The 22781-nt window shown below is 55.6% G+C and carries 23 protein-coding genes and 2 pseudogenes; 9 read left to right on the top strand and 16 right to left on the bottom strand.

Annotated elements, in window-relative coordinates:
• Window positions 1–924: 924 nt before the first annotated feature.
• From cheR to JJB97_RS15680, 7 genes are all read left to right on the top strand, one after another.
• Window positions 925–1788, top strand: coding sequence for a protein-glutamate O-methyltransferase CheR (cheR, locus tag JJB97_RS15710; protein WP_238714985.1), 864 nt, complete (start codon window positions 925–927; stop codon window positions 1786–1788).
• Window positions 1788–2834 (top strand): protein-glutamate methylesterase/protein-glutamine glutaminase, encoded by a 1047-nt coding sequence (locus JJB97_RS15705; protein WP_238714989.1) that lies wholly within the window; start codon window positions 1788–1790, stop codon window positions 2832–2834. The genes cheR and JJB97_RS15705 overlap by 1 nt, the downstream gene beginning before the upstream one ends.
• Window positions 2835–2888: 54 nt before the next feature.
• On the top strand, window positions 2889–3278 hold the full coding sequence (gene cheY / locus JJB97_RS15700; RefSeq protein WP_238714984.1) for a chemotaxis response regulator CheY: 390 nt from the start codon (window positions 2889–2891) through the stop codon (window positions 3276–3278).
• A 6-nt stretch (window positions 3279–3284) separates the two neighbouring features.
• A complete protein-coding gene (gene cheZ, locus JJB97_RS15695) occupies window positions 3285–3929 on the top strand; it encodes a protein phosphatase CheZ (RefSeq protein WP_238714983.1) in 645 nt (214 codons plus the stop codon).
• Window positions 3930–4144: 215 nt separating this feature from the next.
• Window positions 4145–5290: a flagellar biosynthesis protein FlhB gene (gene flhB, locus JJB97_RS15690; protein WP_238714981.1), complete on the top strand. Its 1146-nt coding sequence runs from the start codon at window positions 4145–4147 to the stop codon at window positions 5288–5290.
• The gene (flhA, locus tag JJB97_RS15685) at window positions 5290–7392 is read left to right on the top strand and encodes a flagellar biosynthesis protein FlhA (protein WP_238714979.1); all 2103 of its coding nucleotides are present in this window, start codon (window positions 5290–5292) and stop codon (window positions 7390–7392) included. Before flhB ends, flhA begins: the two co-directional genes overlap by 1 nt.
• Entirely contained in the window at window positions 7392–7793 is a 402-nt protein-coding gene (locus JJB97_RS15680) for a flagellar protein FlhE (RefSeq protein ID WP_238714977.1), read from the top strand. Before flhA ends, JJB97_RS15680 begins: the two co-directional genes overlap by 1 nt.
• A 14-nt stretch (window positions 7794–7807) precedes the next feature.
• Here JJB97_RS15680 and JJB97_RS15675 read toward each other — a convergent pair whose 3' ends face one another.
• The 15 genes from JJB97_RS15675 to fliF form a co-directional block, all read right to left on the bottom strand.
• Window positions 7808–8326, bottom strand: coding sequence for a hypothetical protein (locus tag JJB97_RS15675; RefSeq protein ID WP_238714975.1), 519 nt, complete (start codon window positions 8324–8326; stop codon window positions 7808–7810).
• Window positions 8327–8423: 97 nt separating this feature from the next.
• Window positions 8424–9449, bottom strand: a complete 1026-nt coding sequence (locus JJB97_RS15670; protein WP_238714974.1) for a YrzE family protein — start codon at window positions 9447–9449, stop codon at window positions 8424–8426.
• A gap of 436 nt (window positions 9450–9885) precedes the next feature.
• Window positions 9886–10665, bottom strand: coding sequence for a flagellar biosynthetic protein FliR (fliR, locus tag JJB97_RS15665; RefSeq protein WP_238714972.1), 780 nt, complete (start codon window positions 10663–10665; stop codon window positions 9886–9888).
• Between the two features lies 1 nt (window position 10666).
• A complete protein-coding gene (gene fliQ, locus JJB97_RS15660; protein WP_238714970.1) occupies window positions 10667–10936 on the bottom strand; it encodes a flagellar biosynthesis protein FliQ in 270 nt (89 codons plus the stop codon).
• Between the two features lie 12 nt (window positions 10937–10948).
• Window positions 10949–11680: a flagellar type III secretion system pore protein FliP gene (gene fliP / locus JJB97_RS15655; RefSeq protein WP_399198673.1), complete on the bottom strand. Its 732-nt coding sequence runs from the start codon at window positions 11678–11680 to the stop codon at window positions 10949–10951.
• A gap of 41 nt (window positions 11681–11721) precedes the next feature.
• Window positions 11722–12132: a flagellar biosynthetic protein FliO gene (fliO, locus tag JJB97_RS15650; protein WP_238714965.1), complete on the bottom strand. Its 411-nt coding sequence runs from the start codon at window positions 12130–12132 to the stop codon at window positions 11722–11724.
• Complete coding sequence (fliN, locus tag JJB97_RS15645) at window positions 12132–12536, bottom strand: flagellar motor switch protein FliN (protein WP_238714963.1); 405 nt, start codon at window positions 12534–12536, stop codon at window positions 12132–12134. Before fliN ends, fliO begins: the two co-directional genes overlap by 1 nt.
• Window positions 12529–13545 (bottom strand): flagellar motor switch protein FliM, encoded by a 1017-nt coding sequence (gene fliM, locus JJB97_RS15640; RefSeq protein ID WP_238714961.1) that lies wholly within the window; start codon window positions 13543–13545, stop codon window positions 12529–12531. The genes fliN and fliM overlap by 8 nt, the downstream gene beginning before the upstream one ends.
• Before the next feature lie 5 nt (window positions 13546–13550).
• A complete protein-coding gene (gene fliL / locus JJB97_RS15635) occupies window positions 13551–14039 on the bottom strand; it encodes a flagellar basal body-associated protein FliL (protein WP_238714959.1) in 489 nt (162 codons plus the stop codon).
• A gap of 155 nt (window positions 14040–14194) precedes the next feature.
• Window positions 14195–15388, bottom strand: a complete 1194-nt coding sequence (locus JJB97_RS15630; protein WP_238714958.1) for a flagellar hook-length control protein FliK — start codon at window positions 15386–15388, stop codon at window positions 14195–14197.
• Window positions 15385–15834: a flagellar export protein FliJ gene (fliJ, locus tag JJB97_RS15625; RefSeq protein ID WP_238714957.1), complete on the bottom strand. Its 450-nt coding sequence runs from the start codon at window positions 15832–15834 to the stop codon at window positions 15385–15387. Before fliJ ends, JJB97_RS15630 begins: the two co-directional genes overlap by 4 nt.
• Window positions 15835–15849: 15 nt before the next feature.
• Window positions 15850–17226 carry a flagellar protein export ATPase FliI gene (gene fliI / locus JJB97_RS15620; RefSeq protein ID WP_238714955.1) on the bottom strand — a complete coding sequence of 459 codons (1377 nt, stop codon included), beginning with the start codon at window positions 17224–17226 and terminating at the stop codon, window positions 15850–15852.
• Window positions 17223–17936 carry a flagellar assembly protein FliH gene (locus JJB97_RS15615; RefSeq protein WP_238714953.1) on the bottom strand — a complete coding sequence of 238 codons (714 nt, stop codon included), beginning with the start codon at window positions 17934–17936 and terminating at the stop codon, window positions 17223–17225. Before JJB97_RS15615 ends, fliI begins: the two co-directional genes overlap by 4 nt.
• Complete coding sequence (gene fliG / locus JJB97_RS15610) at window positions 17929–18915, bottom strand: flagellar motor switch protein FliG (RefSeq protein WP_238714951.1); 987 nt, start codon at window positions 18913–18915, stop codon at window positions 17929–17931. Before fliG ends, JJB97_RS15615 begins: the two co-directional genes overlap by 8 nt.
• On the bottom strand, window positions 18915–20630 hold the full coding sequence (gene fliF / locus JJB97_RS15605; protein WP_399198666.1) for a flagellar basal-body MS-ring/collar protein FliF: 1716 nt from the start codon (window positions 20628–20630) through the stop codon (window positions 18915–18917). The genes fliG and fliF overlap by 1 nt, the downstream gene beginning before the upstream one ends.
• Before the next feature lie 289 nt (window positions 20631–20919).
• Here fliF and fliE point away from each other — a divergent pair, with 289 nt between their 5' ends.
• On the top strand, window positions 20920–21261 hold the full coding sequence (gene fliE / locus JJB97_RS15600) for a flagellar hook-basal body complex protein FliE (RefSeq protein ID WP_238714949.1): 342 nt from the start codon (window positions 20920–20922) through the stop codon (window positions 21259–21261).
• A 233-nt stretch (window positions 21262–21494) separates the two neighbouring features.
• Here the strand turns inward: fliE and JJB97_RS15595 are convergent.
• Window positions 21495–21956: pseudogene (locus tag JJB97_RS15595) on the bottom strand (transposase); the annotation flags it as partial.
• Between the two features lie 115 nt (window positions 21957–22071).
• Here JJB97_RS15595 and JJB97_RS15590 point away from each other — a divergent pair.
• Window positions 22072–22781 (top strand): annotated as a pseudogene (locus JJB97_RS15590) (IS3 family transposase); the annotation flags it as partial.

Raw genomic sequence — 22781 nt, 5'->3', positions numbered from 1 at the left:
GAGAGGCGAAGTGTCTGGTGATCTATGGGGCTAGTCTAGTAATTTTTTCAGCAACGAAAAGCGGATTTGTGCACCATCAGCGCGGTTGCGCCACGTGCTTCGGGCAGTTATACGCTCGCCCTGTTGAAAAATTTCATCAGCGCGCCTGTATTGTTTCCTGCTGTAACAGGCTGTGCCTTCCTGAAAACTAAAGCGGCCACATAGTCCAGACGCCTTTGTTAATCTCTGATAACCCGCATTTAATAATACAGATCACATTTTTTCTGCCTGATTAACCGCCCCTTCTACGACCTGTATGTATACAACGATAATAGTATCTGATACCCCCCTTTACGTTAATAGCAAACATCACAAGCCATTGCCATATAACCTTTTAATAAATAAAAATTAATTACCCCAGGTGAAGAAAAAATAAAAAATTTCCGTAAAATATTAATACAGGCATTTTATATATATGTTTTATGGTATTAACTAAGCCAATCGCGCCCCAGGTTGTTATCATGAATAACGTTTAACCACTACCTGAACTAACCGTACAGAAATCGATAAGGCTACCTCAGACAAAGCGATATATATACGGTTACCCGGGCCAAAACAGCATACCCCGCCTTCGCTATTCTCTCCTCAGGCAAATACCGCCTCCACGGTAACGAGGCGCCCTGACACAATCGCTATAACATTAAAAAGAGTAATAACGTAACGTTATTGTTTCCAGTTCGCCTTTTCTGTTTTCGTTATCCGCGCTTTTAACACCTCATTTCATGGCTTGCTCTGTGCATTCTTCCGCTGCCGGGTTAAAGAATTTCCGCCTCCGGCCGATAACAATGAATAAGGTTATCCCAACGCTGCCAGGCGCGCGACATCAGACCATGCTGGCCGGATAACAAAAGGGAATAAGAACGCTCATGAAACGAGAAGCAGTACATGAATAATCCAACCGGCACTCAGTTGTGTGACAACATCAACCGACTCATGGCTCGTGTTCCACTCACCGAGAACGAGTTCAAAAAAATTAGCGCCCTGATTTATCAGCGCGCCGGTATCGTATTGGCGGATAACAAGCGAGACATGGTTTACAACCGTCTTTCGCGCCGCCTGCGGGCGTTGAATCTGGACAACTTTTCGCAGTATCTGGCGCTGCTGGAAAGTCATAGCCACAGCGAAGAATGGCAATCATTTATCAACGCCCTGACGACTAACCTGACCGCATTTTACCGCGAGTCTTACCATTTCCCGATACTGGCCGAGCACGCCCGCGCCCGTAAAGGAAACTACACCGTGTGGAGCACCGCCGCATCTACCGGCGAAGAACCCTGCTCTATCGCTATTACGCTTGACGAAGTGCTGGGTCGCAGCGTCGGCGGCCCCCGGATATGGGCGACCGACATCGATACTGAAGTGCTGGAAACCGCCTCACGCGGTATTTATCGCCAACTGGATATCGCCAAGCTAACGGAAGTACAGAAAAAGAAATACTTCCTGCGCGGTACCGGCAACCAGGAAGGCAAAGTGCGGGTACGCCCGGAGCTGCTCTCTTCCATTCAGTATCAGGCGCTTAATCTTCTGGACGCCAACTGGAACGTACCCGGCCCGTTTGACGCCATTTTCTGCCGTAACGTCATGATCTATTTCGATAAAGAAACTCAGGGAAAAATTCTGCGTCGCTTTGCGGGCATGCTGAAAGAAGGCGGCGTTCTGTTTGCCGGCCACTCCGAGCACGTCAGCCAGCTTAGCAGCGAATTCTATCTGCAGGGCCAGTCCGTATACGGATTGACTAAGGATAAATGATGAAAAAGATACAGGTTTTGTGCGTTGATGACTCGGCGCTGATTCGTCAACTGATGACAGAAATCGTCAACAGCCATGCCGATATGGAAATGATAGCGACCGCGCCCGATCCGCTCATCGCCCGGGATTTGATCAAACAATACAATCCGGATGTCCTGACGCTGGACGTAGAAATGCCGCGCATGGATGGTCTCGATTTCCTGGAACGCCTGATGCGTCTGCGCCCCATGCCGGTCGTCATGGTCTCTTCGCTCACCAGCAAAGGCTCGGAAATCACCCTTAACGCGCTGGAATTAGGCGCGGTGGATTTCGTCACCAAGCCGCAGATCGGTCTGCGTGAAGGTATGCTGCACTACAGCGATGCCATCGCCGATAAAATTCGCGCCGCCTCGCGAGCGCGCGTTTCACGACACGTCCCCGCTGCCGCGCCAAAACGCCTGGCCACAACGCCGCTGGTCGGCAGTGAAAAAATCATCGCTATCGGCGCCTCGACCGGCGGCACTGAAGCGATACGCCAGGTGCTGACGCCGCTGCCGCCCACCAGTCCGGCGCTGGTCATTACCCAGCACATGCCGCCGGGTTTTACCCGCTCCTTTGCCGAGCGCCTGGACAAACTGTGCCAAATCTCGGTGAAAGAGGCACAAGACGGCGAGCGCGTCATGCCGGGCCATGCTTATATCGCGCCGGGAGATATTCACATGGAACTGGCGCGTAGCGGGGCGAACTACCATATCCGCCTTAATGACGCACCGCCGGTTAACCGCCATCGTCCGTCGGTAGATATTCTCTTTCATTCCGTTGCGCGCGCCGCCGGAAGTAACGCCGTGGGCGTCATACTGACGGGTATGGGCAATGACGGCGCCGCAGGCCTGCTGGCCATGCGCAACGCCGGCGCCCGCACACTGGCGCAAAGCGAGAGAAGCTGCGTGGTCTTCGGCATGCCGCGTGAAGCTATTGCCGCAGGCGCGGCCTGCGACATTATCGATCTGGACAATATTAGCCAGAAAATGTTGAACAGCGTCGTCGGGCAGGCGCAACGTATTTAACTTATGGCGCCTGGCGCCGCTGAACTGTTAATTTTTACAGAGGTATACAGAAACATGGCTGATAAAAACCTGCGCTTCCTGGTCGTTGACGATTTCGCCACCATGCGCCGCATCGTGCGCAATCTGCTTAAAGATCTGGGCTTTAACAACGTAGAAGAAGCCGAAGACGGCCAGGACGCGCTTAATAAATTACGCGAATCTAAATTCGACTTCGTGGTCAGCGACTGGAACATGCCGAACATGGACGGGTTACAACTGCTGTCTGAAATCCGTAAAGATCCGGCGATGGCCCAGATGCCGGTACTCATGGTTACCGCCGAAGCGAAAAAAGAAAACATCATCGCTGCGGCGCAGGCCGGCGCCAGCGGTTACGTAGTAAAACCCTTCACCGCAGCCACGCTTGAGGAAAAGCTGGGCAAAATCTTCGAGAAATTAGGATGGTAACGCTCCATGAATGCAATAGCCACGGCCCAGGCGGCCGGTAATCTTAACGATATCATCTCACGCATCGGCAGCCTGACGCGGCTGCTACGCGACAGCCTGAAAGAACTCGGCCTTGACCAGACCATCATTCAGGCGGCAGAAGCGATTCCTGATACCCGTGAACGCCTGAGCTACGTGGTAAGTAAAACCTCACAGGCAGCGGATACCGTGCTAAATTGCGTGGACGCGGCGCGCCCATTGCAGGATCGCCTGCACGCTACGGCGGGGGATCTCACCCGCCGCTGGGACGCCTGGTTTGAAAATCCGGTTGAACTTGCCCAGGCGCGCGAACTGGTGCGGGACACCCGCGGTTTTCTCAAAGAAACGCCGGATATTGCTGACAAAACCAACGCACATCTGATGGAAATCATGATGGCGCAGGATTTTCAGGATCTCACAGGCCAGGTCATCAAGCGCATGATGGACATGATTCAGGAGATTGAAAAAGAGCTTATTCAGGTTCTGCTGGAAAATATCCCGGAATCCGCGCGCACTGAGCCGCAGCCCAAAAATAACGGCCTGATGAATGGCCCGCAGATTGATAGCTCGCGCGCTGGCGTTGTCGCCAGTCAGGATCAGGTAGATGACTTACTCGATAGCCTCGGTTTTTAAACGACGCTTCATTGTCTCCACTCGCCAGCCGCCCGGTTTTTAACGTTCGCGCCGCGCTGGCTTTCCATTTTCTTCTCTTTTTCGCGGGTCAATAGCCGCTATCAGTGAAAAAGCGCCTAAAAGCGACGTTTTATCGCCGCATGGATTTGCGCAAAATTTGGCATCCTGTTCAGTCTGAAAAATCCCGATTTAACCACCAGCACTGACGAGCCACCGTGTCTGAAGAAAGCGACCAGGAAAAAACAGAAGACCCCACACCCACACGACGAGAAAAAGCGCGAAAAGAGGGGCAAATTCCCCGTTCCAAAGAGCTGACCTCATTGCTGATGCTGGTGGCGGGCTGGGCGCTGTTGTGGACGACAGGCCGCGCGATGGGTCACGATCTGTGTTTGCTGATGCAGGATGGGCTGAACTTTAACCACGGCCTTATCCACAATCCGAAGCTGATGCTAAATCAGATGGGCCGCCTGTTTCTCAACGCGGTCTCCACGCTGGTGCCGCTGATGATGGGGCTGGTGCTGGTGGCGATCGGCTCGCCGGTGCTGCTCGGCGGCCTGCACTTTAGCGGCAAATCATTCAAGCCGAACTTCTCGCGCATGAATCCGCTACCTGGCATCAAGCGCATGTTTTCTAAGCAGTTTATATCAGAAATGCTGAAAGCGGTTTTGAAGGTCACACTGGTTGCCGCCACCTGCGGGCTTTATTTGTGGGGCAACTGGGCCAACATGCTGCGCCTGCTGCAACAGCCGCCTCTGGCCGCTATCGGCGATGCGCTGTCGCTGATTGCTCAGTGCATGCTGCTGATAATTCTGAGCCTTATTCCTATGGTGGGTTACGACGTGTTCTATCAGATAACCAGCAATCTCAAAAAACTGCGGATGACGCGCCAGGAAATTCGTGACGAATTCAAGCAGCAGGAAGGCGATCCGCACATCAAAGGGCGCATCAGGCAGCAACAGCGCGCTGCCGCTCAACGCCGCATGATGAGCGACGTCCCCAAAGCCGACGTTATTGTGAACAACCCAACGCACTACTCCGTCGCTCTGCGCTATGAAGAAGGGGCGATGGCTGCGCCGAAAGTGCTGGCGAAAGGCGCAGGCGCGATAGCGTTGCGCATCCGCGAACTGGGTAACGAACACAGGATACCAATGCTTGAAGCGCCGCCGCTGGCGCGCGCGCTCTACAAACATAGCGAAATCGGCCAGCCCATTCCGGCGGCGCTCTACAGCGCGGTCGCCGAGGTGCTGGCCTGGGTGTATGGCCTGCGCCGCTGGCGTAAAGAAGGCGGGCTTATCCCGCGCAAACCAAAGAATATTTCGGTCCCTTCTGAACTGGACTTTGCACGAGAGAGTAAACACTGATGGCAAATCTCGCCACAAAGCTACGCTTACCCAACTTTAAAGAAACCCAGTGGCAAGTACTGGCCGGGCCGATACTTATCATGCTGATTCTGGCAATGATGGTACTGCCGCTGCCGGCCTTCATGCTGGATCTGTTCTTCACTTTTAATATCGTCCTTTCACTGATGATTCTGATGGTGGCGATGTTTACCCAGCGAACGCTGGATTTTGCCGCCTTCCCAACCATATTGCTGTTCTCAACCCTGCTCAGGCTGGCGCTGAACGTCGCCTCCACGCGTATTGTATTGATGGAAGGGCATACCGGATCAGATGCGGCAGGCCACGTGGTCGAAGCCTTCGGTCACTTCCTCGTGGGCGGCAACTTCGCTATCGGTATCGTGGTGTTCGCTATCCTTGTGGTTATTAACTTTATGGTTATCACCAAAGGCGCGGGCCGTATCGCAGAAGTGGGCGCGCGCTTCACCCTCGACGGCATGCCCGGCAAACAGATGGCGATCGATGCCGACCTTAACGCGGGCCTCATCGGCGAAGAAGAGGCAAAGCGCCGCCGTTGCGAAGTTACCCAGGAGTCCGATTTTTATGGCTCTATGGATGGTGCGAGTAAATTCGTTCGCGGCGACGCCATCGCCGGGATACTCATACTGGTCATTGAAATGATAGGCGGCCTGCTGGTCGGGATGCTTAGCCACGGTATGGCGTTTGGCGAAGCGGGCCAGGCCTATGTTCTGCTGGCTGTCGGCGACGGTCTGGTCGCCCAGATCCCGGCGCTGATTATCTCCACCGCAGCCGGGGTTATCGTCACCCGCGTAGCCAACGAACAGGACGTGGGCGAACAGATGTTCTCTCAACTGTTCAAAAACCCGAAAGTTATGGTGCTGGCCGCAGCCGTCCTCGGCCTGCTGGGCTTGATTCCGGGTATGCCGAATTTTGTCTTTCTGCTGTTCACGCTTGGGCTGCTGGCCCTGGCCTGGTATATGCGCGGCGAAAATGCCCAGGGCGGTAAAACGCCTGGCTCCGCCGCAGGCGGCATTGACGGCGATCCCGTCAGGAAAGAGTCGCTACAGGCTGCCGAGGCCACCTGGCAGGATGTGCAGTTTGAAGACATGCTTGGTCTGGAAGTCGGCTATCGCCTGATTCCGATGGTGGATGGCGCACAGAGCGGCGAGCTGCTGGGCCGAATTCGCGGCATCCGTAAAAAATTCGCGCAGGATATGGGCTTCCTGCCGCCGGTGGTACACATTCGCGATAACCTCGATCTGCCGCCGACGCACTACCGTATCCTGATGAAGGGCGTGGAAATCGGCAGCGGCGAAACGCAGCCTGAACGCTGGATGGCTATCAACCCTGGCAACGCGGTCGGCGAGCTCAACGGACAACCGTGCCAGGAGCCGGCCTTCGGCCTGGAAGCGGTATGGATTGATGAAGTGCTGCGCGAGCAGGCGCAGGTACAGGGCTACACCGTTGTTGACGCCAGTACCGTTATGGCGACGCACCTCAACCATCTGATTGCCATGAACGCCAGCGATCTGTTTGGCCGCCAGGAAACCCAGCAGCTTCTGGATCGCATCACTAAAGACATGCCGAAACTGACCGAAGATCTGATTCCGGGGTCGATCAGTCTCACCGTGCTGCATAAAGTGCTGCAAAATCTGCTTAGCGAACGTGTATCCATTCGCGACATGCGCTCTATTATCGAAGCGCTGGCCGAACATGCGCCGGGCCAGACCGATCCGGATGAACTGACCGCGCTGGTGCGCGTGAAGCTGGGCCGTGCGATCACGCATCAGTGGTTCCCCGGCTCCGGCGAAATGCAGGTAATCGGCCTTGATGTCGGACTTGAACGCATCCTGATGCAGGCATCGCAGAGCGGCAGCGGGCTGGAACCGGGTATCGCAGAAAACCTGATGATCCAGACCGAGCGCGCGTTGCAGCGCCAGGAAGCGATGGGCGCGCCGCCGGTGCTGCTGGTCAACCACGTATTGCGCCTGATGCTGTCCCGTTTTCTGCGTCGCGCTTTGCCGCAACTGGTGGTTATGTCCAATATGGAAATCGCCAACCATCGTCCCATTCGCATGAGCGCTATCGTCGGAGGCCAGCAGTGATGACCCGCCTACTTACCGTGCTGCTGTTTAGCCTGCCGCTGCTGGCCCAGGCCGCCAGCGGCGCCTGGAGCCGCGAAAGCGGCGGGATTTTACTCAACGTCGGCAGCCAGACAATGTCCGGCCCCCTGCTCACGCCAAACGGCCCCATTCCAGCCAGCGCCAGCATCACCCGTATTAGCTGGCGCATTACGCTACTGAACCCGCCGCCGCCGGGGCTGCAAATTAAGCTTTGCACCCAGGCGCGGTGCGTGGCGCTCGACGCGCTGGCAGGCCAGCGCGCGTTGCCCGCCGCCATGAAGCCCGACGACGGCTTTCGTTTCATTTACGCTGTTAATGCGCGCGGACAGCTACGCCCGCCGGTTAATGTCGTGAGACAGCATCTGACGGTAAACTACCGCTAACCGGGCGAAAGTTATTACATTCTGAAGCCTGAGGATAAAAAAAGCCGGTCAGCGTATGCTGACCGGCCGAGACTGCTGACAAACCCCATCCTGTCGCAGGCAGGATGGGTGAAATACAAAAAAATAAGGAAAATCAAAGTATTGATTTTCGCCTGCTTACCACAAAGAAGGAAAAACCCCGTTTTTTCCTTCTTTGTCAACAATCTGAGCCGGTCAGCGTATGCTGACCGGCCGAGACTGCTGACAAACCCCATCCTGTCGCAGGCAGGATAGATGAAATACAATAAAAAAATAAGTAAAATCAAAGCATTGATTTTCGCCTGCTTACCACAAAGAAGGAAAAACCCCGTTTTTTCCTTCTTTGTCAACAATCTGAGCCGGTCAGCGTATGCTGACCGGCCGAGACTGCTGACAAACCCCATCCTGTCGCAGGCAGGATGGATGAAATACAAAAAAATAAGGAAAATCAATGTATTGATTTTCGCCTGCTTACCACAAAGTAGGAAAAACCCCGTTTTTTCCTTCTTTGTCAACAAACTGAGCCGGTCAGCGAATGCTGACCGGCCACTGAGACTGCGGGGGGCCAAGCAGCAAAAGCCCCCTGTTATCGAACAAAATTAGCCGGTTAGTTTACAGGCGATCGGTACGCTCCATCGTCACAGCCGGCAGCGGCTGAGAACGACGTCCCACTTTCCCCATGACCGTCGCCAGTATGGCTTCGATAATCAGTAAGAAGAAGCTAAACCACGCCATTTTCGCCGTAGCGGCGGCGGCTTTTTCGCCGGCCTCACGAGCTGTCTGTTCGGCCTGTTTTTTCAATTCGTTATACTTCTCACGCGCCGCCTGATAGGTTTTCTCTGCGTCATTAACCGTCTGTTCAGCTTGCGCGTCCGTCTGACCGGTACGGGCCTTGATGATATTTTTCAGGGCCTCGCGATCGGCGGCCTGGAAAGTATCCTGGTTACGGCTAATCAGGCCATTGATAAACCCGGTAATGTCCTGGTCCGCCGTCTGCGAACGATCGCCCGCCGCAGCCGCCTGCTGCTGCGCATTATCCACCTCATTTTCAGCACGCTGCTCAAGCCGCTCCGGTTGCAGTTCCGGCTTGCCGGTCTGGCGCAGCGTGGTGGTCAGCTCATTTTTCAAATCATCCAGATTAATACCGTTTTCATCCATCTGCTCCTTCACCGCCTGCGTCGCATGCGGCATCACAGCGCCAACGCTGGCGCCTACGGTACGTAGCCCGGCGCCGACCACATTCATGGTGCCGCTTACCACGCTGTTTGCCAGCATGGTCATCAACATCAGGAAGATAATGGTATTCACGCCAAACATCAGCAGCCCATGCAGCGCGCCTTCACGCGGCGACAGACGCCCGGTTAAATATCCCCCGGCCGCCGCCGAAATCATCATACTGATGCAAGTCCAGATAGCAGCGCCCATGCCCAGGCCATCAACCGGGTTCTGTTCTTTCAGCGGATCAACAGTGCTGGCGCCCACTGCCACGCCCAGCAGCTCAAGCAGCGCGTAGATGACGATGGAGATAATCACCCCGGCGAAGACCGCGCTCCACGAAATACGCCTTCCGGGAAATCGGTTTCCTACAACGTGCACTTCTTCATAATGACTTTTTGGATACGTATCTTGAGTGACCATTTTGTTCTCCCTTACCACGGAAAATTAACGCGCGCCGGGCTGAAACACATCAGCGCGGAATCGCTGAAGTTAAGATTAGTCCTCATATAAAGAAACACCCAAAAATTAAGAGCATGCCAAGTTTATATTTTTAATTTAAGGATATATATGGATGATTATTTTAACAAAAATAGGTTAATCGGGATTAATGCAAAAAAACCAACCGGGTGTACGGGTAGAAAAAGCGAGGCAGGAAGGGGATTAAGCCCCCCCTGATACACAGGCGAAGCCGTGCCATTTTTACAACGCCGCCGGGCTGTCGCGGCGTATAACGGCAGCCTTTATGCGTTTAAAAAGAGCGCGCCGATAAAAGGGTACATCATACCGGCGTTATCGGGGATAATTTTGTAAGTAAGCACGCACTTACAGCGGGGATTCAGGGATTATCTCCAGCGCCTTACCCAATGCCGCCCATAATCTGCGTCAGGCGCTCGAAGACATCGCTTATCAGGTATTCAGCAAACGGCGCCAGCGTATACATCATCAGCGACATCGCTACCATGCCTATGGTAAGCGTCAGCGGGAAACCCACGACAAAAATAGAAAGTTGCGGCGTCAGGCGGTTGAGCAGGCCGAGCGTAATATTCAGCGTTAACAGCAGCGTAATGATAGGCAACCCCAGCATCAGGCCATGCGAGAAGATAATACCGCCGGTTTTTACTATTGCCATAAAGCCCTGGCCGTTTAACGGCTGCGGATTAATGGGGATAACGGCGAAGCTGTCTGCCAGAATAGAAATCATCCACAGATGGCCGTTAAAGGCGAGAAACAGCAGAATCATAAGCACGTTCATCAAACGCGCCACTACCGGCATGTTCGGGCCGCCTGACGGGTCGAAGAAAGTAGCGAATGACAGCCCCATTTGCAGGCCGATTATTTCCCCCGCCATGCGCACCGCAGCAAAAATTAGCTGCATCGTGATGCCGATAGCAGCCCCAACCACAAGCTGCTGAAGCCCAACCCACAGGCCGGTCACGGTGACAATATCAATTTGCACAGGCGGCAGCGTAGGGGCAATCAGAAAGGAAATCAGCAGCGCCAGACCAATCTTCACGCGCTTACTTATCTGTTTCTCGCTGATGATAGGCGCGGTGGTAAACAGCGCCAGCACACGCATACTGGGCCAGAAATACTGGCTCATTACCATACCTACCTGAGAAATATCAAGGTGATACATATCAACCAATGATATAAGGCAGGCTGTCGAACAGCGAACGCATATAGTCCAGGTACATGTTGAGCAGCGTCGGCCCCGCGCACACAACCGTCAGGGTTACGGCCAGGATTTTGGGAATGAACGACAGCGTCATTTCGTTAATCTGGGTCGAAGCCTGAAGAATGCTTATCACCAGCCCGCTTACCAGCGCGGCAATCAGCATAGGCGCGGCCATTGATAAGCCAATGCGCAGGGCCTGGTAGCCAAGCGCCATGACGCTTTCAGGAGTCATGGATATTCCTCGTTAACTAAAAAAGCTTTGGGCCAGCGAACCTGCCAGCAGTTGCCAGCCATCCACCAACACAAACAGCATAAGCTTGAAGGGCAACGCAATATTGGCAGGCGGCACCATCATCATCCCCAGCGCCATCAGTACGCTGGCAATCACCAGATCGATAATCAGAAATGGGATAAAAATGGTAAAACCAATCTGGAAGGCGGTTTTCAGCTCACTGGTGACAAACGCAGGCAGCAGTATACGCATTGGCACTTCATCCGGCCCCTGGAACGCCTCTTCTTTCGCCAGGCGCGAATAAAGCGCAAGATCGGTTTCGCGCGTCTGGTGAAGCATAAACTCGCGCAGCGGACTGGCCGCGCGATCCAGCGCCGTTTCCATACTAATTTTGTCTTCAGACAGCGGCAGATAGGCGTCCTGATAAACCTTATCAAACACCGGCGACATGACGAAAAACGTCAAAAACAACGCCAGCCCAAGCAGCACCTGATTAGGCGGCGACGACGGCGTGCCCAGCGCATTACGCAACAGGCCCAGCACAATAATAATGCGGGTAAAACCGGTCATCATCAGCAGGATTGCGGGCAGAAACGTCAAGGACGTCAGCAGCACCAGCGTCTGTACCGGCAGCGACCAGCTTTCTCCGCCGCCGGGCAGCGGTTTGCTGATAATCATTCCCGTCTGTGCGGCAAACGCGCCGTGGACGGGCAGCAGCAGCGCAATCGTCAGCGCCAGCAGCATGGGCCAGGGCAGACGGCGGGCCACAGACCCCAGGTTAACACTCATTGCGGTGACTCCGGTTTACGACCTTTCTTTAACAGCGACGCCAGCGCCGCCTGAAAATCTACGGCGGGTTTCCCTGTTGCGGTCTCAACCTCCTGTACAGGCGCATCCAGCGTGTGCAGGTGCGTTACCTGCTCGGCGGTCACGCCCAACACCAGCCACTTGCCCTCAATTTCCACTACAGCGACCTGCGCCTTTTGCCCCAGCGAACACTGGCTTTTAACGCTCAGCAAACGGCTGCCGGGATGCTTTAGCGACGTCAGATTAAACCGGCGCACCAGCCAGGCTATCGCCAGAATAAACAGCAGGATAAAAACCAACGCCCCGCCCACATTCATCATAATCGACCCCGGCGTGGCGACGGGCGACGCCCCCTGCGCGGCGGTCGAAACTGTAACGCCTGTTTTCATTAGCGGCTCAAACGACGCATACGCTCTGACGGCGTGATGATATCGGTAATACGAATGCCGAATTTATCGGACACCACCACAACTTCGCCCTGGGCGATAAGGTAGCCGTTGATCAAAATATCCAGCGGTTCGCCGGCAAGGCCGTCCAGCGACACCACCGAACCCTGACTCAGGCGCAGCAGCTCTTTAATTGTCATTTTGGTCCGCCCTAACTCCACCGTCATTTTGACGGGAATATCCAGAATCAGGTCGAGGTCGGCAGACAAATTGGCTTGCGGGTTTTCTTTATCCAGGGCCTGGAAAACGGTGCTACTTTCAGCGTTGAGCTGTTCGCTCATCGCCTCGCCCCAAAGATCGTCCACAGATTCCTTTTCCGGGCTGGACGGCTGTTGGGTATCATTCATGGGGTAATTCCTCGTCGTTCAGAGACTGTAATGCGGAGTTAAACAGACGCTCAACCTTCAGAGCGTACTGGCCATTCAGACTGCCGTACTTACCGGTCAACACCGGCACATTGTCCACCGTCACCTCGGTTTTTTCCGGAGCGTCAATGGGGATAATGTCGCCTTTTTGAAGCTTCAGTACTTTTGACAGGCGCGTTGGGACATGGGCGAAGTTCGCCACCAGTTCCACCTCCGAATCTTTCACCTGTGAGGCCAGCACGTCGCGCCATTTTTCATCTTCCTGGCGTGAATTTTCCAGCGGCGGGTTGGTCAGCAGTTCCCTTAGCGGCTCGATCATGCTAAAGGGAATACAAATATCGAATTCGCCGCTTTGTGCGCCAATTTCCACATAAAACGGCGTTGTCACCACGATATCGTTCGGCGACGTGGTGATGTTCGTGAATTTCACCTGAATCTCAGCGCGCACATACTCAACATCAAGCTTATAAATGGTGCTCCACGCTTCGCTGTAAGCATCGAGCGCCATATTCAGGATGCGCTTAATAATGCGCTGCTCGGTCGGCGTAAATTCACGCCCCTCCACCTTGGTCGGGAAGCGTCCGTCACCGCCAAACAGGTTATCCACGGCGATAAACACCAGGTTTGGCGAAAACACAAACAGCGACGTTCCGCGCAGCGGATTAAGGTGCACCAGATTCAGGTTGGTCGGCACCGGCAAATTGCGCGCAAACTCGTGATACGGCTGGATCTTAATATTTCCGACGGTGACGTCCGGGCTGCGACGCAGCAAATTGAACAAGCCTATACGGAACTGGCGGGCAAAGCGCTCGTTAATTATCTCCAGCGAATGAAGCCGCTCGCGAACCACGCGACGCTGCGTATTCGGATCGTAAGGCGTGACATTATCATCCGACAGCGCTGAATTCTCCGCTGTCGGCTCACTTTCTGCACCGCTGCCGCCGTTGAGCAGGCGGTCAATTTCGGCCTGGGATAAGATGCTGTCAGACATGTGGTTTACCGCAGGATAAAGGCGTTGTACAGCACGTCAGCCACTGCCGCTGACCGGTTGTCGATAGGCTTATTAAGCACTTCTTTAATCTGCCCTACCAGCGACGTTTTACCTGCGTCAGTCGCCAGGTTGTCAGCCGTTTGCTGCGACAGCAGCACCAACAGGCGGCTACGAATTTCCGGCAGAAACTCTGCGAGCAGCTTGCGGGATTCTTCATCCTTCAGGCGCAGCGTCAGGCCAATATACAGCACGCGATCGGCGTCTTCGTCCGTCGGCTTCAGGCTGACGGTAAACGTTTCCAGCGGCATATAAACCGGAGGCTGGTTAACCACTTCCGGTTTCACTTCTTCCCCGCCGGCAATTTGTGTCTTAACGTGTTTGAGCTCGTACCAGGTATAACCGGCAATGGCGCAGGCGCCAACGGCAATCAATGCGAGCAAAATAGCGCCAAACGGTACTTTCTTTTTCGCACCCGCTGAATTTTTCTTTGGCATGGGTTTTCCTGGTCCTTTTACAACTTTCTTGCCAGCGCCGTGGCAAAAATGTCACACACGGCGCTGTAATATGGCGCACATTATCGCAGCAAATTTTTGAAGCAATGGTTCGAATAACACTGCAAAATAGCGCCACCTCGGCCTTTAAAACGGGATCAGGCGAAGGTATCCACGCCGCCCGGACGCGCGATACTGCGGATTTCAGCGGCCGTATTGTCCCCCTCTTCCTGCGCAAATCCTTCATTGCCGCCGTGCTGGCCGCCGCCCTGTCCGCCACCGTTTTGCTCCTGCCCTGCCTGCTGCCAGGGGGCGGCATTGTCGGCGCTGACGCTGCTTTGATTCAGCGCAATGCCCGCCTCGGCCAGCGCGGTGCGAAGCTGCGGCATCGCCGCTTCCAGCGCGGCGCGCACGTAGTGGTTTTCAGACACAATATGCAGTTGGGCCTGCTCCTGGCTCATGCGAATATTTAGCTGTAGCGCTCCAAGCTCCTGGGGATGCAGGCGCAGCTCAGCATTGTGGATGCCGTTGCGGGTAAACATAGTCACCTGCTGGCTCAGCGCCTGCTGCCAGGCTGCGGTGCCTACCGGCTGGCTAAGCACCGGCGCGGCGTTGGCGCTGGCCGTTGCCAGCGCGTTTGCGTGTGTCACCACATTGCCTTCCGGCGCCAGACGCAGCAGCGCTGCATTAAGCGGCGAAGCTTCATGCGTAGCGTTGGCGTGGGTCTGTATTGCCGTCGTATCCTGCGCCAGCGCCGACGCGCCCGCGTTATCGGCCGCGCCGCTGCGGACCGCTTTCGCCTGTAGCGCGGCCGTTTCCGGCTGCGCTATCTGTTCGTTGCCGTGACGGCGTTTTTCGGTATCCAGCGGCGAAGTCACCAGCGCGGGGATCGCCGTGCCGGAGGTCGGCGCCTGACCGGCGGCGACCGACGGCGATACAGCGTTTGCGCCGTCGCTCTGGCCGTTCTGCATGCCTTTTAGCAGCAGGCCGCCGTCAGCGGCAGCCGCCGCTTCACGCGTCGCCGCTTTCGCCAGCAGAGCGTCGCCTTTCTCCGCGCTCTGCGGCCCGCCGGACGTCAACTGCGCCAGCCACTGTTGCAGTTGCTGCGCCTGGCCGCTTTCCAGCGCCAGCCCATCCGGCATTTTGCCGCTTTCAAGTATTTCACGAATATGCTGCGCCAGCTCTTTGGCCGAGAGCGTCGTCTGGGTTATAGCGCCCGCCGCTGACGCCTCGCCGCCCAGATGGGCGTCCAGCAACCCGGCAAAGCCCGGTTCGGCGTCCGCCGCCGCGGCGTCAGGCGATGTCGCGGCAACTTTCCCCGCGCCGGCAGTGAACAGAATGTTGGGGATCATCGTGTCTCTTTCCTCATGCTGGCGCGTTGCGCATATTCATCCATCATTTTCTGGTCCAGCTTGTTTTCTTTATGAAGCTGTTTTGCCAATGCCCGGTCTCTGAGCGTCTCAAACGCGTTGAGACGCTGCTTTTTCTCCTGCCAGTTGGTCAGCGCCAGATTCACGCGTTGCTGGCACTGCGAAACGTGCTGGCGGTGGTTTTCAAGCGTGCGATCAAGCGATGTCATAAACTGCTGATAGTTCATCCAGTTGGTGGCGGCCATCCCTTGCGACGTCATGTTCTGGTGCAACTGCTGGCGATACTCCAGTTCATAATTAATAAGCTGGTTAAGCTGTGCTTCCGCCTGCGCGCAGGCCTGGCGCATTTTTCCCAACTGTGTGGTCGCATCCTGCAAAGCCTCTTCTGCAATTTCCCTGAGGGTGTCCATAGGTGAAGCCGTTGCCATACGTCACTCCTGAAATTATTGAGAAGGTGAATCGGGGAATAGCGCAAACAACCCTTCGCGCGACTCCTCGTAGCCACTGCGTTCATAAATATCCTGCTGTAGCCAGGCTTCCAACTGGGGATACAGTTTGATAGCCCGATCGAGCTGCGGATCGCTACCGGCGGCATAGGCGCCTACGCTTATCAGGTCGCGGTTGCGCTGATAGCTGGAGAGCAGTTGCTTAAATGTTTTTACTTTTTTGTAGTGATCGGGCGTGATTAGCTCAGTCATTGCGCGGCTGATGGAAGCTTCAATATCAATAGCCGGATAGTGGCCCGATTCGGCAAGGCGACGCGACAACACCACGTGGCCGTCCAGGATCGCACGCGCCGAGTCGGCGATCGGATCCTGCTGATCGTCGCCTTCCGTCAATACGGTGTAGAACGCCGTGATCGAGCCGCCATCCTGGGTGCCGTTGCCGGCACGCTCCACCAGCGCGGGGAGTTTGGCAAAGACTGAAGGCGGATACCCTTTGGTGGCCGGCGGTTCGCCAATCGCCAGCGCGATTTCACGCTGCGCCATCGCATAGCGGGTAAGCGAATCCATTATTAGCAGCACGTCTTTACCGCGATCGCGAAAGTCTTCCGCAATACGCGTAGCGTAGGCCGCGCCCTGCATACGTAGCAGTGGCGACACGTCCGCCGGAGCGGCAATCACCACAGACCGCTTGCGGCCTTCGTCACCGAGAATATTTTCAATAAAATCTTTTACTTCGCGCCCGCGCTCGCCAATCAACCCCACGACGATGACGTCCGCCTGGGTGTAGCGCGCCATCATGCCAAGCAGCACGCTTTTCCCCACGCCGGATCCTGCAAACAGGCCGACGCGCTGGCCTTTACCAATGGTCAACATACCGTTAATGGCGCGCACGCCGGTATCCAGCACGTTATGGATAGGCACACGCTGGAGCGGGTTAAACGGCGGCGTGATAAGCGGCGCGCGATAGCCGGTGTCCGGCGCGGGTTTGCCGTCGAGCGGACGCGCGCTGGCGTCAAGCACGCGGCCCAGCAGCGCCGGGCCAAGGGGAAGCTGTTTGCCCGGCGGCAGGCCGTTTACCATGCCCGGCGCATAAACGCGCGCGCCGGGTAGAATGCCGTCTACCTCTTCAAGCGGCATCAGGAAAAGCTGCTGGCCGTTAAAGCCCACCACTTCGCTTTCTACCCGGTCAATGCTCACGCCGTTATTACGTTCAATAATGCAGGTAGTGCCAATCGGTAGCTGCAGGCCGGTCGCCTCCATCACCAGACCGGTGGCGCGGGTGAGTCTGCCGTACTGGCGGTAAGGCACGAGGCGTTTCATCTGTTTTTCGCACTGGCTTAGCGAACTTAGCCAGCGGTCAAGCCGCGCGGTCATACCCGGCTCTCCGTTTGCGCAAGGCTGCACAGCGTTTCCCAACGGGTATCCAGGGTCGCGTCCAGCTCGCCGTCAACGGAAGAAATACGGCAGCCGCCGCGCAGAATTTTACCGTCGGAATAAAGCTGCCATCCGTGATGCTCCAGCGTACTGCCCAACTGTTCCTGCAATAGCGGGTAATCCTCCGGGCTGACCCACAACTGCGGCTGGCGGTTAAACAGCGTCTCCTCATGGAGCAGTCTGCGCACCTGGTCTACCAGCGCGCTGGCGTCGGCCACGGGCGCCTGGCCAATGACCTGACGCGCCGCCGTGAGCGCCATCTGCACCAGGCGCGCCGGGATAACCTCGTCCAGGCCTTCCAGCGTGGCGTTAAAATCCTTCAACAGCGCGTTAAAACGTTCGGTTATAGCCTGCTGCTCGGCTTTCGCCAGCGCCAGACCCTGTTCAACGCCCGCCTTTTTGCCTTCTTCAAGGCCGCTGGCGTACCCCTGCATACGGCCTTCTTCTTCACCTTTTTTCAACCCTTCAGCGTAGCCCTGCTGTTGCGCGTGGTGGCGCAGACGCTGAAGCTCCGCTTTAACGTCTTCCGCGCTGCGTTCGTCGCCGCCCGCGGTGTCGGCTGGCATCTCCTCCAGCGGAGCGTTAAAGGGGTCGTTGAGGTCATCCGGCATCCAGCGACGCCAGCTCCCTTTGTGTTGCGCGTCAGACATATTCGTCCTCGCTGCCGCTGATTACAATCTCGCCGGTCTCGGCCAGACGACGCACGACCATAAGAATATTTTTCTGCTCGGTTTCCACCTGAGACATACGTACCGGGCCGCGCGAATTGAGGTCTTCGCTGAGTATCTCGGCCTGGCGACGCGACATATTGCGGAAGAATTTGTCGCGCAGCCCCTGCTCGGCGCCCTTGAGCGCAACGATAAGCGATTCGTTTTCCACTTCCTGCAGGATGCGCTGGATGCTGCGGTCTTCTACCTCCACCAGGTTTTCGAACAGGAACATTTCGTCGATGATTTTCTGCGCCAGCTCGCCGTCGTATTCGCGCACCGCTTCGATAGCCGCTTCTTCCTGCTGCGATTTCATCAGGTTCAGAATCTCCGCCGCCGGACGTATACCGCCCATTTTGCTGCGCTTAAGATTCTGTCCGTCGAGCAGGTTGTTGAGCACTTCGGTCAGCTCCTGCAACGCCGCCGGCTGCACGCCGCCAAAGGTCGCGATACGCAGCATAATGTCGTTACGCTCGCGGTCATCAAACTTCGCCAACACGTCCGCCGCCTGGCCACGCTTGAGGTGAACCAGTATCGTGGCGATTATCTGCGGGTGCTCGTCGCGAATCAGATCATAAACCGTCTGCGGTTCCATGAAGTTCAGGGTTTCAATACCGTTGGTGCCGCTCTGCGAATCCAGCAAATCTTCCAGCAGGCTGGAGGCGCGCTCTTCGCCAAGCGCCTTAACCAGCACGCTGCGCACGTATTCGCTGGTATTAACGCTCAGCGCGGCAAACTCAGCGGCATCTTTGTGAAATTCACGCAACACCGACGCCAGTTGCTCATGAGTAAAACTGGTCAGATGCACCATTGCGGTACTGATCTGCGTGACCTCATGGTTGTTCAGGTGTTTGAACACCTCGGCCGCGCGAACTTCGCCCAGCGTCATCATCAGGATGGCGCTTTTTTCGATAGCATTCATTACTTGCCCTGCTCTTTAGTCATCCATTGGCGAATCACCAGCGCAATCACCTGCGGCTCCTGATCGGCCATGTTACGAATGTTCTGGCTGTGGATTTCGGTTTCAGTGCGTAGCTGCGCACGGGCGCTTTCTTCCAACTCGGCACGGCTGTTCTGGCGCGGCGTTTCCGGCTTCGCCTTCTGCGCTTCTTTTTCTGCTTCAATGCGCATACGCGTCAGCTCGCGCTGCTTTTCCAACTGCGGGCGGATACCCATGCGCCACAGCAGGAAAATAATCAGCAATACCACCAGATAGCGCGCAACGGACATCATCTGGTCGAAGAACTTATCCTGTTTCCAGAACGGCAGTTCGGCGCTGAACGTGTTGTTTTCAGTAAACAGTGAATTCACCACGCTCAGGTTGTCGCCGCGGCTCTCTGAATATCCCATAGCGCCGCGCACTAGCTGGTTTATCTGCGCCATCTGCGCTTCGCTCAACGCAACCGGTTTACCTTCTTCATTTTTCTGGTAGTTAACCACTACCGCTACGGACAGGCGTTCAATAGCGCCTTTGCCGCGTTTGGTATGGGTCAGCGTGCGGTCAACTTCATAGTTGGCGGTTTCATCGCTGCGGTTACTGTAAGGCCCGCTCTGCGCGGTCGTGGTTCGGTTGGTCGTATTATTCGCTGCGGCGTTATTATTGGCGGCGTTGTTATTAGCCTGCCCCTGAGCAGGCGGCGTTTCAATCGGCGCGCTCGGCGGCGGCGCGGGCTGGTTGCTTAGCGCGCCCGGCACGCCGCCCACAGACCCCATGCCCGCCTGCTGACTCTGGCTGGTCTGACGGCTGCGAAGCACCATTTTTTCCGGACTATTGTTCGGCTGATACTGCTCTGCGGTCTGCTCGTGCGTAGAGAAGTCGATTTGTGCGGTAACCTGCGCGTGTACATTCTGGCTGCCCAGCATCGGGGCAAGAATTGACTGTATACGCTGCTGATAATCCGCCTCTACTTCCGCGACATATTTCAACTGCGATGCGTTAAGCGATTGCTCATCACCGCCGGACTGCGTTAGCAGCCGGCCGTTCTGATCCACAACGGTCACATTACCCACCGGCAAGCCTGGCACCGCGCTGGAAACCATATAGGCAATAGCGCTCACCTGGCCGTTGTCCAGCGTACGGCCCGGATGCAAATTCAGGGTGACGGAAGCCGTGGGTTGTTTCTGCTCACGCACAAATAAAGAGGGTTTAGGAATAGCCAGATGAACGCGCGCGTTGCGCACCGGGCCAAGCGTTTCCATCGTTCGCGCCAGCTCGCCTTCAAGCGCGCGCTGGTAATTCACCTGCTCGCTGAACTGGCTGATGCCGAATTTTTCTTTATCCAGCAGCTCAAAACCGACGGCGCCGCCCTTCGGCAGCCCTTGTTGGGCCAGCTTCAGGCGCGCGTCGTGTACTTTATCCGCCGGAACCATAATCGCGCCGCTGCCGCTGCTAAAGCGGTGCGGAATGTTCATTTGCTCAAGCTGCGCGATGACAGCGCCGCCGTCCTGATCGCTGATGTTGCTGTACAGCACGCGGTAGTCTGGCGACCTGGCCCACAGCAGCGCAGCGATAACGATAGCGACCGCTGCGGCTATGGAAACGAGTAAAAGAAGTCTGGGATTCGCACGAAAACGTTCCAGTTGGGCCATAAAGCCTGCAGTTTTATTCGTGTTGATGCCGTTTGACTGGCCACTCATGCCATATTCCTGCCTGATATTCTTAATGAAGCTGCTTGCAATAATGTGTTGCACACGGGTTCGCCCGATGCTCAGGGTCACACATTACCGTCTGACTTCGGGGCACATATTATTCGCGATTCCGGCCGGGATTGATGGACGGATAAGCCTACGTTTTTGCCTGCTTTTACCGGCTTTGATGAACGTCCGCTGTGTTATGGTGCGTACCTCTGAGACTGGCCTCATTTCATGACGGCTAAATATTGCGCAACCTGCGCACAAATCGGACACATTGTTTTAAGGTGAGAATATGGCCGTTGCGGCAATAAATAGTGTTATTGAGAATATGCAGGCGCTGGCTGCGCAGGCGTCAGGCGGTATCCAGCCGCCGGCCTTTAGCCGTGGCGATGCGTTACAGAATAAAACCGAGGTTAATTTTTCAGACTTGCTAATGAACAGCGTAAAAAGCCTGAATGAAGTACGTAACCATGCGTCAATGCAGACGGAAAAGTTTATGCTCGGCGCGCCGGACGTCAGCCTGAACGATGTGATGGTGGACATGCAGAAATCGTCCCTGGCGCTGAATCTTGGGGTGCAGGTGCGTAATAAACTGGTCAGCGCATACCAGGAAGTCATGAGTATGCCGGTGTAATCCGCCGCGGCGGGAAAGGGGGCTTCGCAGCCCCTGTAAAATAACCGGAAACCTCTTCTTTTATCTCCTGCGCAATGTTACAGGCCGCGCTTTCATTATTTTCCCGCCTCATTTGTCTCACCGCCAGGCGGTAGCGGATCGGTAACGCGCTGTTATCTGACGCGCTTATCAGGCCGTTAACCTAACCGCCCCCCTGCGGCTACGCTTGTAAGCGTACTGTAAACAGACCCGTTTTAGCTCCATGCATTTTTTGAGATCCCGGCCAGATAATGTTGTTGGCGATATTCCTCCGGTGTCATATTGTTCAGCGATTCATGCGGGCGTTCACAATTATATTCTGATAACCATTTATCCGTGATTTCCCGCACCTCATTCAGCGTTCTGAACAGATAAAAATCGAGTATTTCTGTACGGTATGTCCGGTTAAAACGCTCAATGAAAGCGTTCTGCGTTGGCTTACCCGGCTGGATAAACGCCAGTTTTACTGCATGTTTCTCTGCCCAATCAGCCAGTGCCAGCGAGATAAATTCCGGTCCGTTATCCATGCGAAGCATGGCAGGATAGCCACGGTTTGCCGCGATCCTGTCGAGCACCCGGACCACTCGTGGGGCTGGCAGATTCAGATCGATTTCAATCGACAATGCCTCACGGTTAAAGTCATCAACGACATTGAACGTGCGAAAACGACGGCCACAGACCTCCTTTCACTGAGAGTTTAGTCTCCAGGAAACCCGGTACGGTTCATTGATCTTACCCAGTAATAGTGGACACGCGACTAAGTGAGTAAACTCTCAACCAGAGGTGACTCACATGACAAAACCAGCGTCAACCACCAAAAAGCCACGCAAGCAGCACTCGCCTGAATTTCGTCAGGAAGCCCTGAAACTGGCTGAACGCATTGGGGTGGCCGCTGCCGCCCGCGAACTTAGCCTGTATGAATCACAGCTCTACAACTGGCGAATCAAACAGCAAAATCAGCTCTCTTCTTCTGTACGCGAACAGGAGATGTCCGCTGAGATCGCCCGTCTGAAGCGTCAACTGGCAGAACGGGATGAGGAACTGGCCATTCTCCAGAAGGCCGCGACATACTTCGCGAAGCGCCTGAAATGAAGTATGTCTTCATCGAAAAACATCAGGCTGAGTTCAGTATCAAGGCCATGTGTCGTGTACTTCAGGTTGCCCGTAGCGGCTGGTACGTCTGGCATCAGCGTCGTTATCATATAAACCGGCGTCAGCAGTTCCGCCTTGTCTGTGATAACGTCGTCCGGGAAGCATTCAGTGACGCAAAACAACGCTATGGTGCGCCACGCCTGACGGATGAGCTTCGTGCTCAGGGTTACCGGTTCAACGTGAAAACCGTGGCAGCCAGCCTGCGTCGTCAGGGGCTGCGGGCGAAAGCTTCACGAAAGTTCAGTCCGGTCAGTTACCGCGAACATGGTCTGCCAGTCTCAGAGAATCTGCTGAAGCAGGACTTTTACGCCAGCGGCCCGAATCAGAAATGGGTGGGTGATATCACGTAT

The organism is Tenebrionibacter intestinalis (assembly GCF_016632365.1).
GTDB lineage: Bacteria > Pseudomonadota > Gammaproteobacteria > Enterobacterales > Enterobacteriaceae > Tenebrionibacter > Tenebrionibacter intestinalis.
This window is presented reverse-complemented; position numbering and strand designations above follow the sequence as displayed.

Bases quoted from the DNA above. Each gene is read 5' to 3' on its own strand.
- cheR (WP_238714985.1), top strand. From the start codon at position 925: ATGAATAATCCAACCGGCACTCAGTTGTGTGACAACATCAACCGACTC.
- JJB97_RS15705 (WP_238714989.1), top strand. From the start codon at position 1,788: ATGAAAAAGATACAGGTTTTGTGCGTTGATGACTCGGCGCTGATTCGT.
- cheY (WP_238714984.1), top strand. From the start codon at position 2,889: ATGGCTGATAAAAACCTGCGCTTCCTGGTCGTTGACGATTTCGCCACC.
- cheZ (WP_238714983.1), top strand. From the start codon at position 3,285: ATGAATGCAATAGCCACGGCCCAGGCGGCCGGTAATCTTAACGATATC.
- flhA (WP_238714979.1), top strand. From the start codon at position 5,290: ATGGCAAATCTCGCCACAAAGCTACGCTTACCCAACTTTAAAGAAACC.
- JJB97_RS15680 (WP_238714977.1), top strand. From the start codon at position 7,392: ATGACCCGCCTACTTACCGTGCTGCTGTTTAGCCTGCCGCTGCTGGCC.
- JJB97_RS15670 (WP_238714974.1), bottom strand. From the start codon at position 9,449: ATGGTCACTCAAGATACGTATCCAAAAAGTCATTATGAAGAAGTGCAC.
- fliR (WP_238714972.1), bottom strand. From the start codon at position 10,665: ATGTATCACCTTGATATTTCTCAGGTAGGTATGGTAATGAGCCAGTAT.
- fliQ (WP_238714970.1), bottom strand. From the start codon at position 10,936: ATGACTCCTGAAAGCGTCATGGCGCTTGGCTACCAGGCCCTGCGCATT.
- fliP (WP_399198673.1), bottom strand. From the start codon at position 11,680: ATGCTGCTGGCGCTGACGATTGCGCTGCTGCTGCCCGTCCACGGCGCG.
- fliO (WP_238714965.1), bottom strand. From the start codon at position 12,132: ATGAAAACAGGCGTTACAGTTTCGACCGCCGCGCAGGGGGCGTCGCCC.
- fliN (WP_238714963.1), bottom strand. From the start codon at position 12,536: ATGAATGATACCCAACAGCCGTCCAGCCCGGAAAAGGAATCTGTGGAC.
- fliM (WP_238714961.1), bottom strand. From the start codon at position 13,545: ATGTCTGACAGCATCTTATCCCAGGCCGAAATTGACCGCCTGCTCAAC.
- fliL (WP_238714959.1), bottom strand. From the start codon at position 14,039: ATGCCAAAGAAAAATTCAGCGGGTGCGAAAAAGAAAGTACCGTTTGGC.
- JJB97_RS15630 (WP_238714958.1), bottom strand. From the start codon at position 15,388: ATGATCCCCAACATTCTGTTCACTGCCGGCGCGGGGAAAGTTGCCGCG.
- fliJ (WP_238714957.1), bottom strand. From the start codon at position 15,834: ATGGCAACGGCTTCACCTATGGACACCCTCAGGGAAATTGCAGAAGAG.
- fliI (WP_238714955.1), bottom strand. From the start codon at position 17,226: ATGACCGCGCGGCTTGACCGCTGGCTAAGTTCGCTAAGCCAGTGCGAA.
- JJB97_RS15615 (WP_238714953.1), bottom strand. From the start codon at position 17,936: ATGTCTGACGCGCAACACAAAGGGAGCTGGCGTCGCTGGATGCCGGAT.
- fliG (WP_238714951.1), bottom strand. From the start codon at position 18,915: ATGAATGCTATCGAAAAAAGCGCCATCCTGATGATGACGCTGGGCGAA.
- fliF (WP_399198666.1), bottom strand. From the start codon at position 20,630: ATGAGTGGCCAGTCAAACGGCATCAACACGAATAAAACTGCAGGCTTT.
- fliE (WP_238714949.1), top strand. From the start codon at position 20,920: ATGGCCGTTGCGGCAATAAATAGTGTTATTGAGAATATGCAGGCGCTG.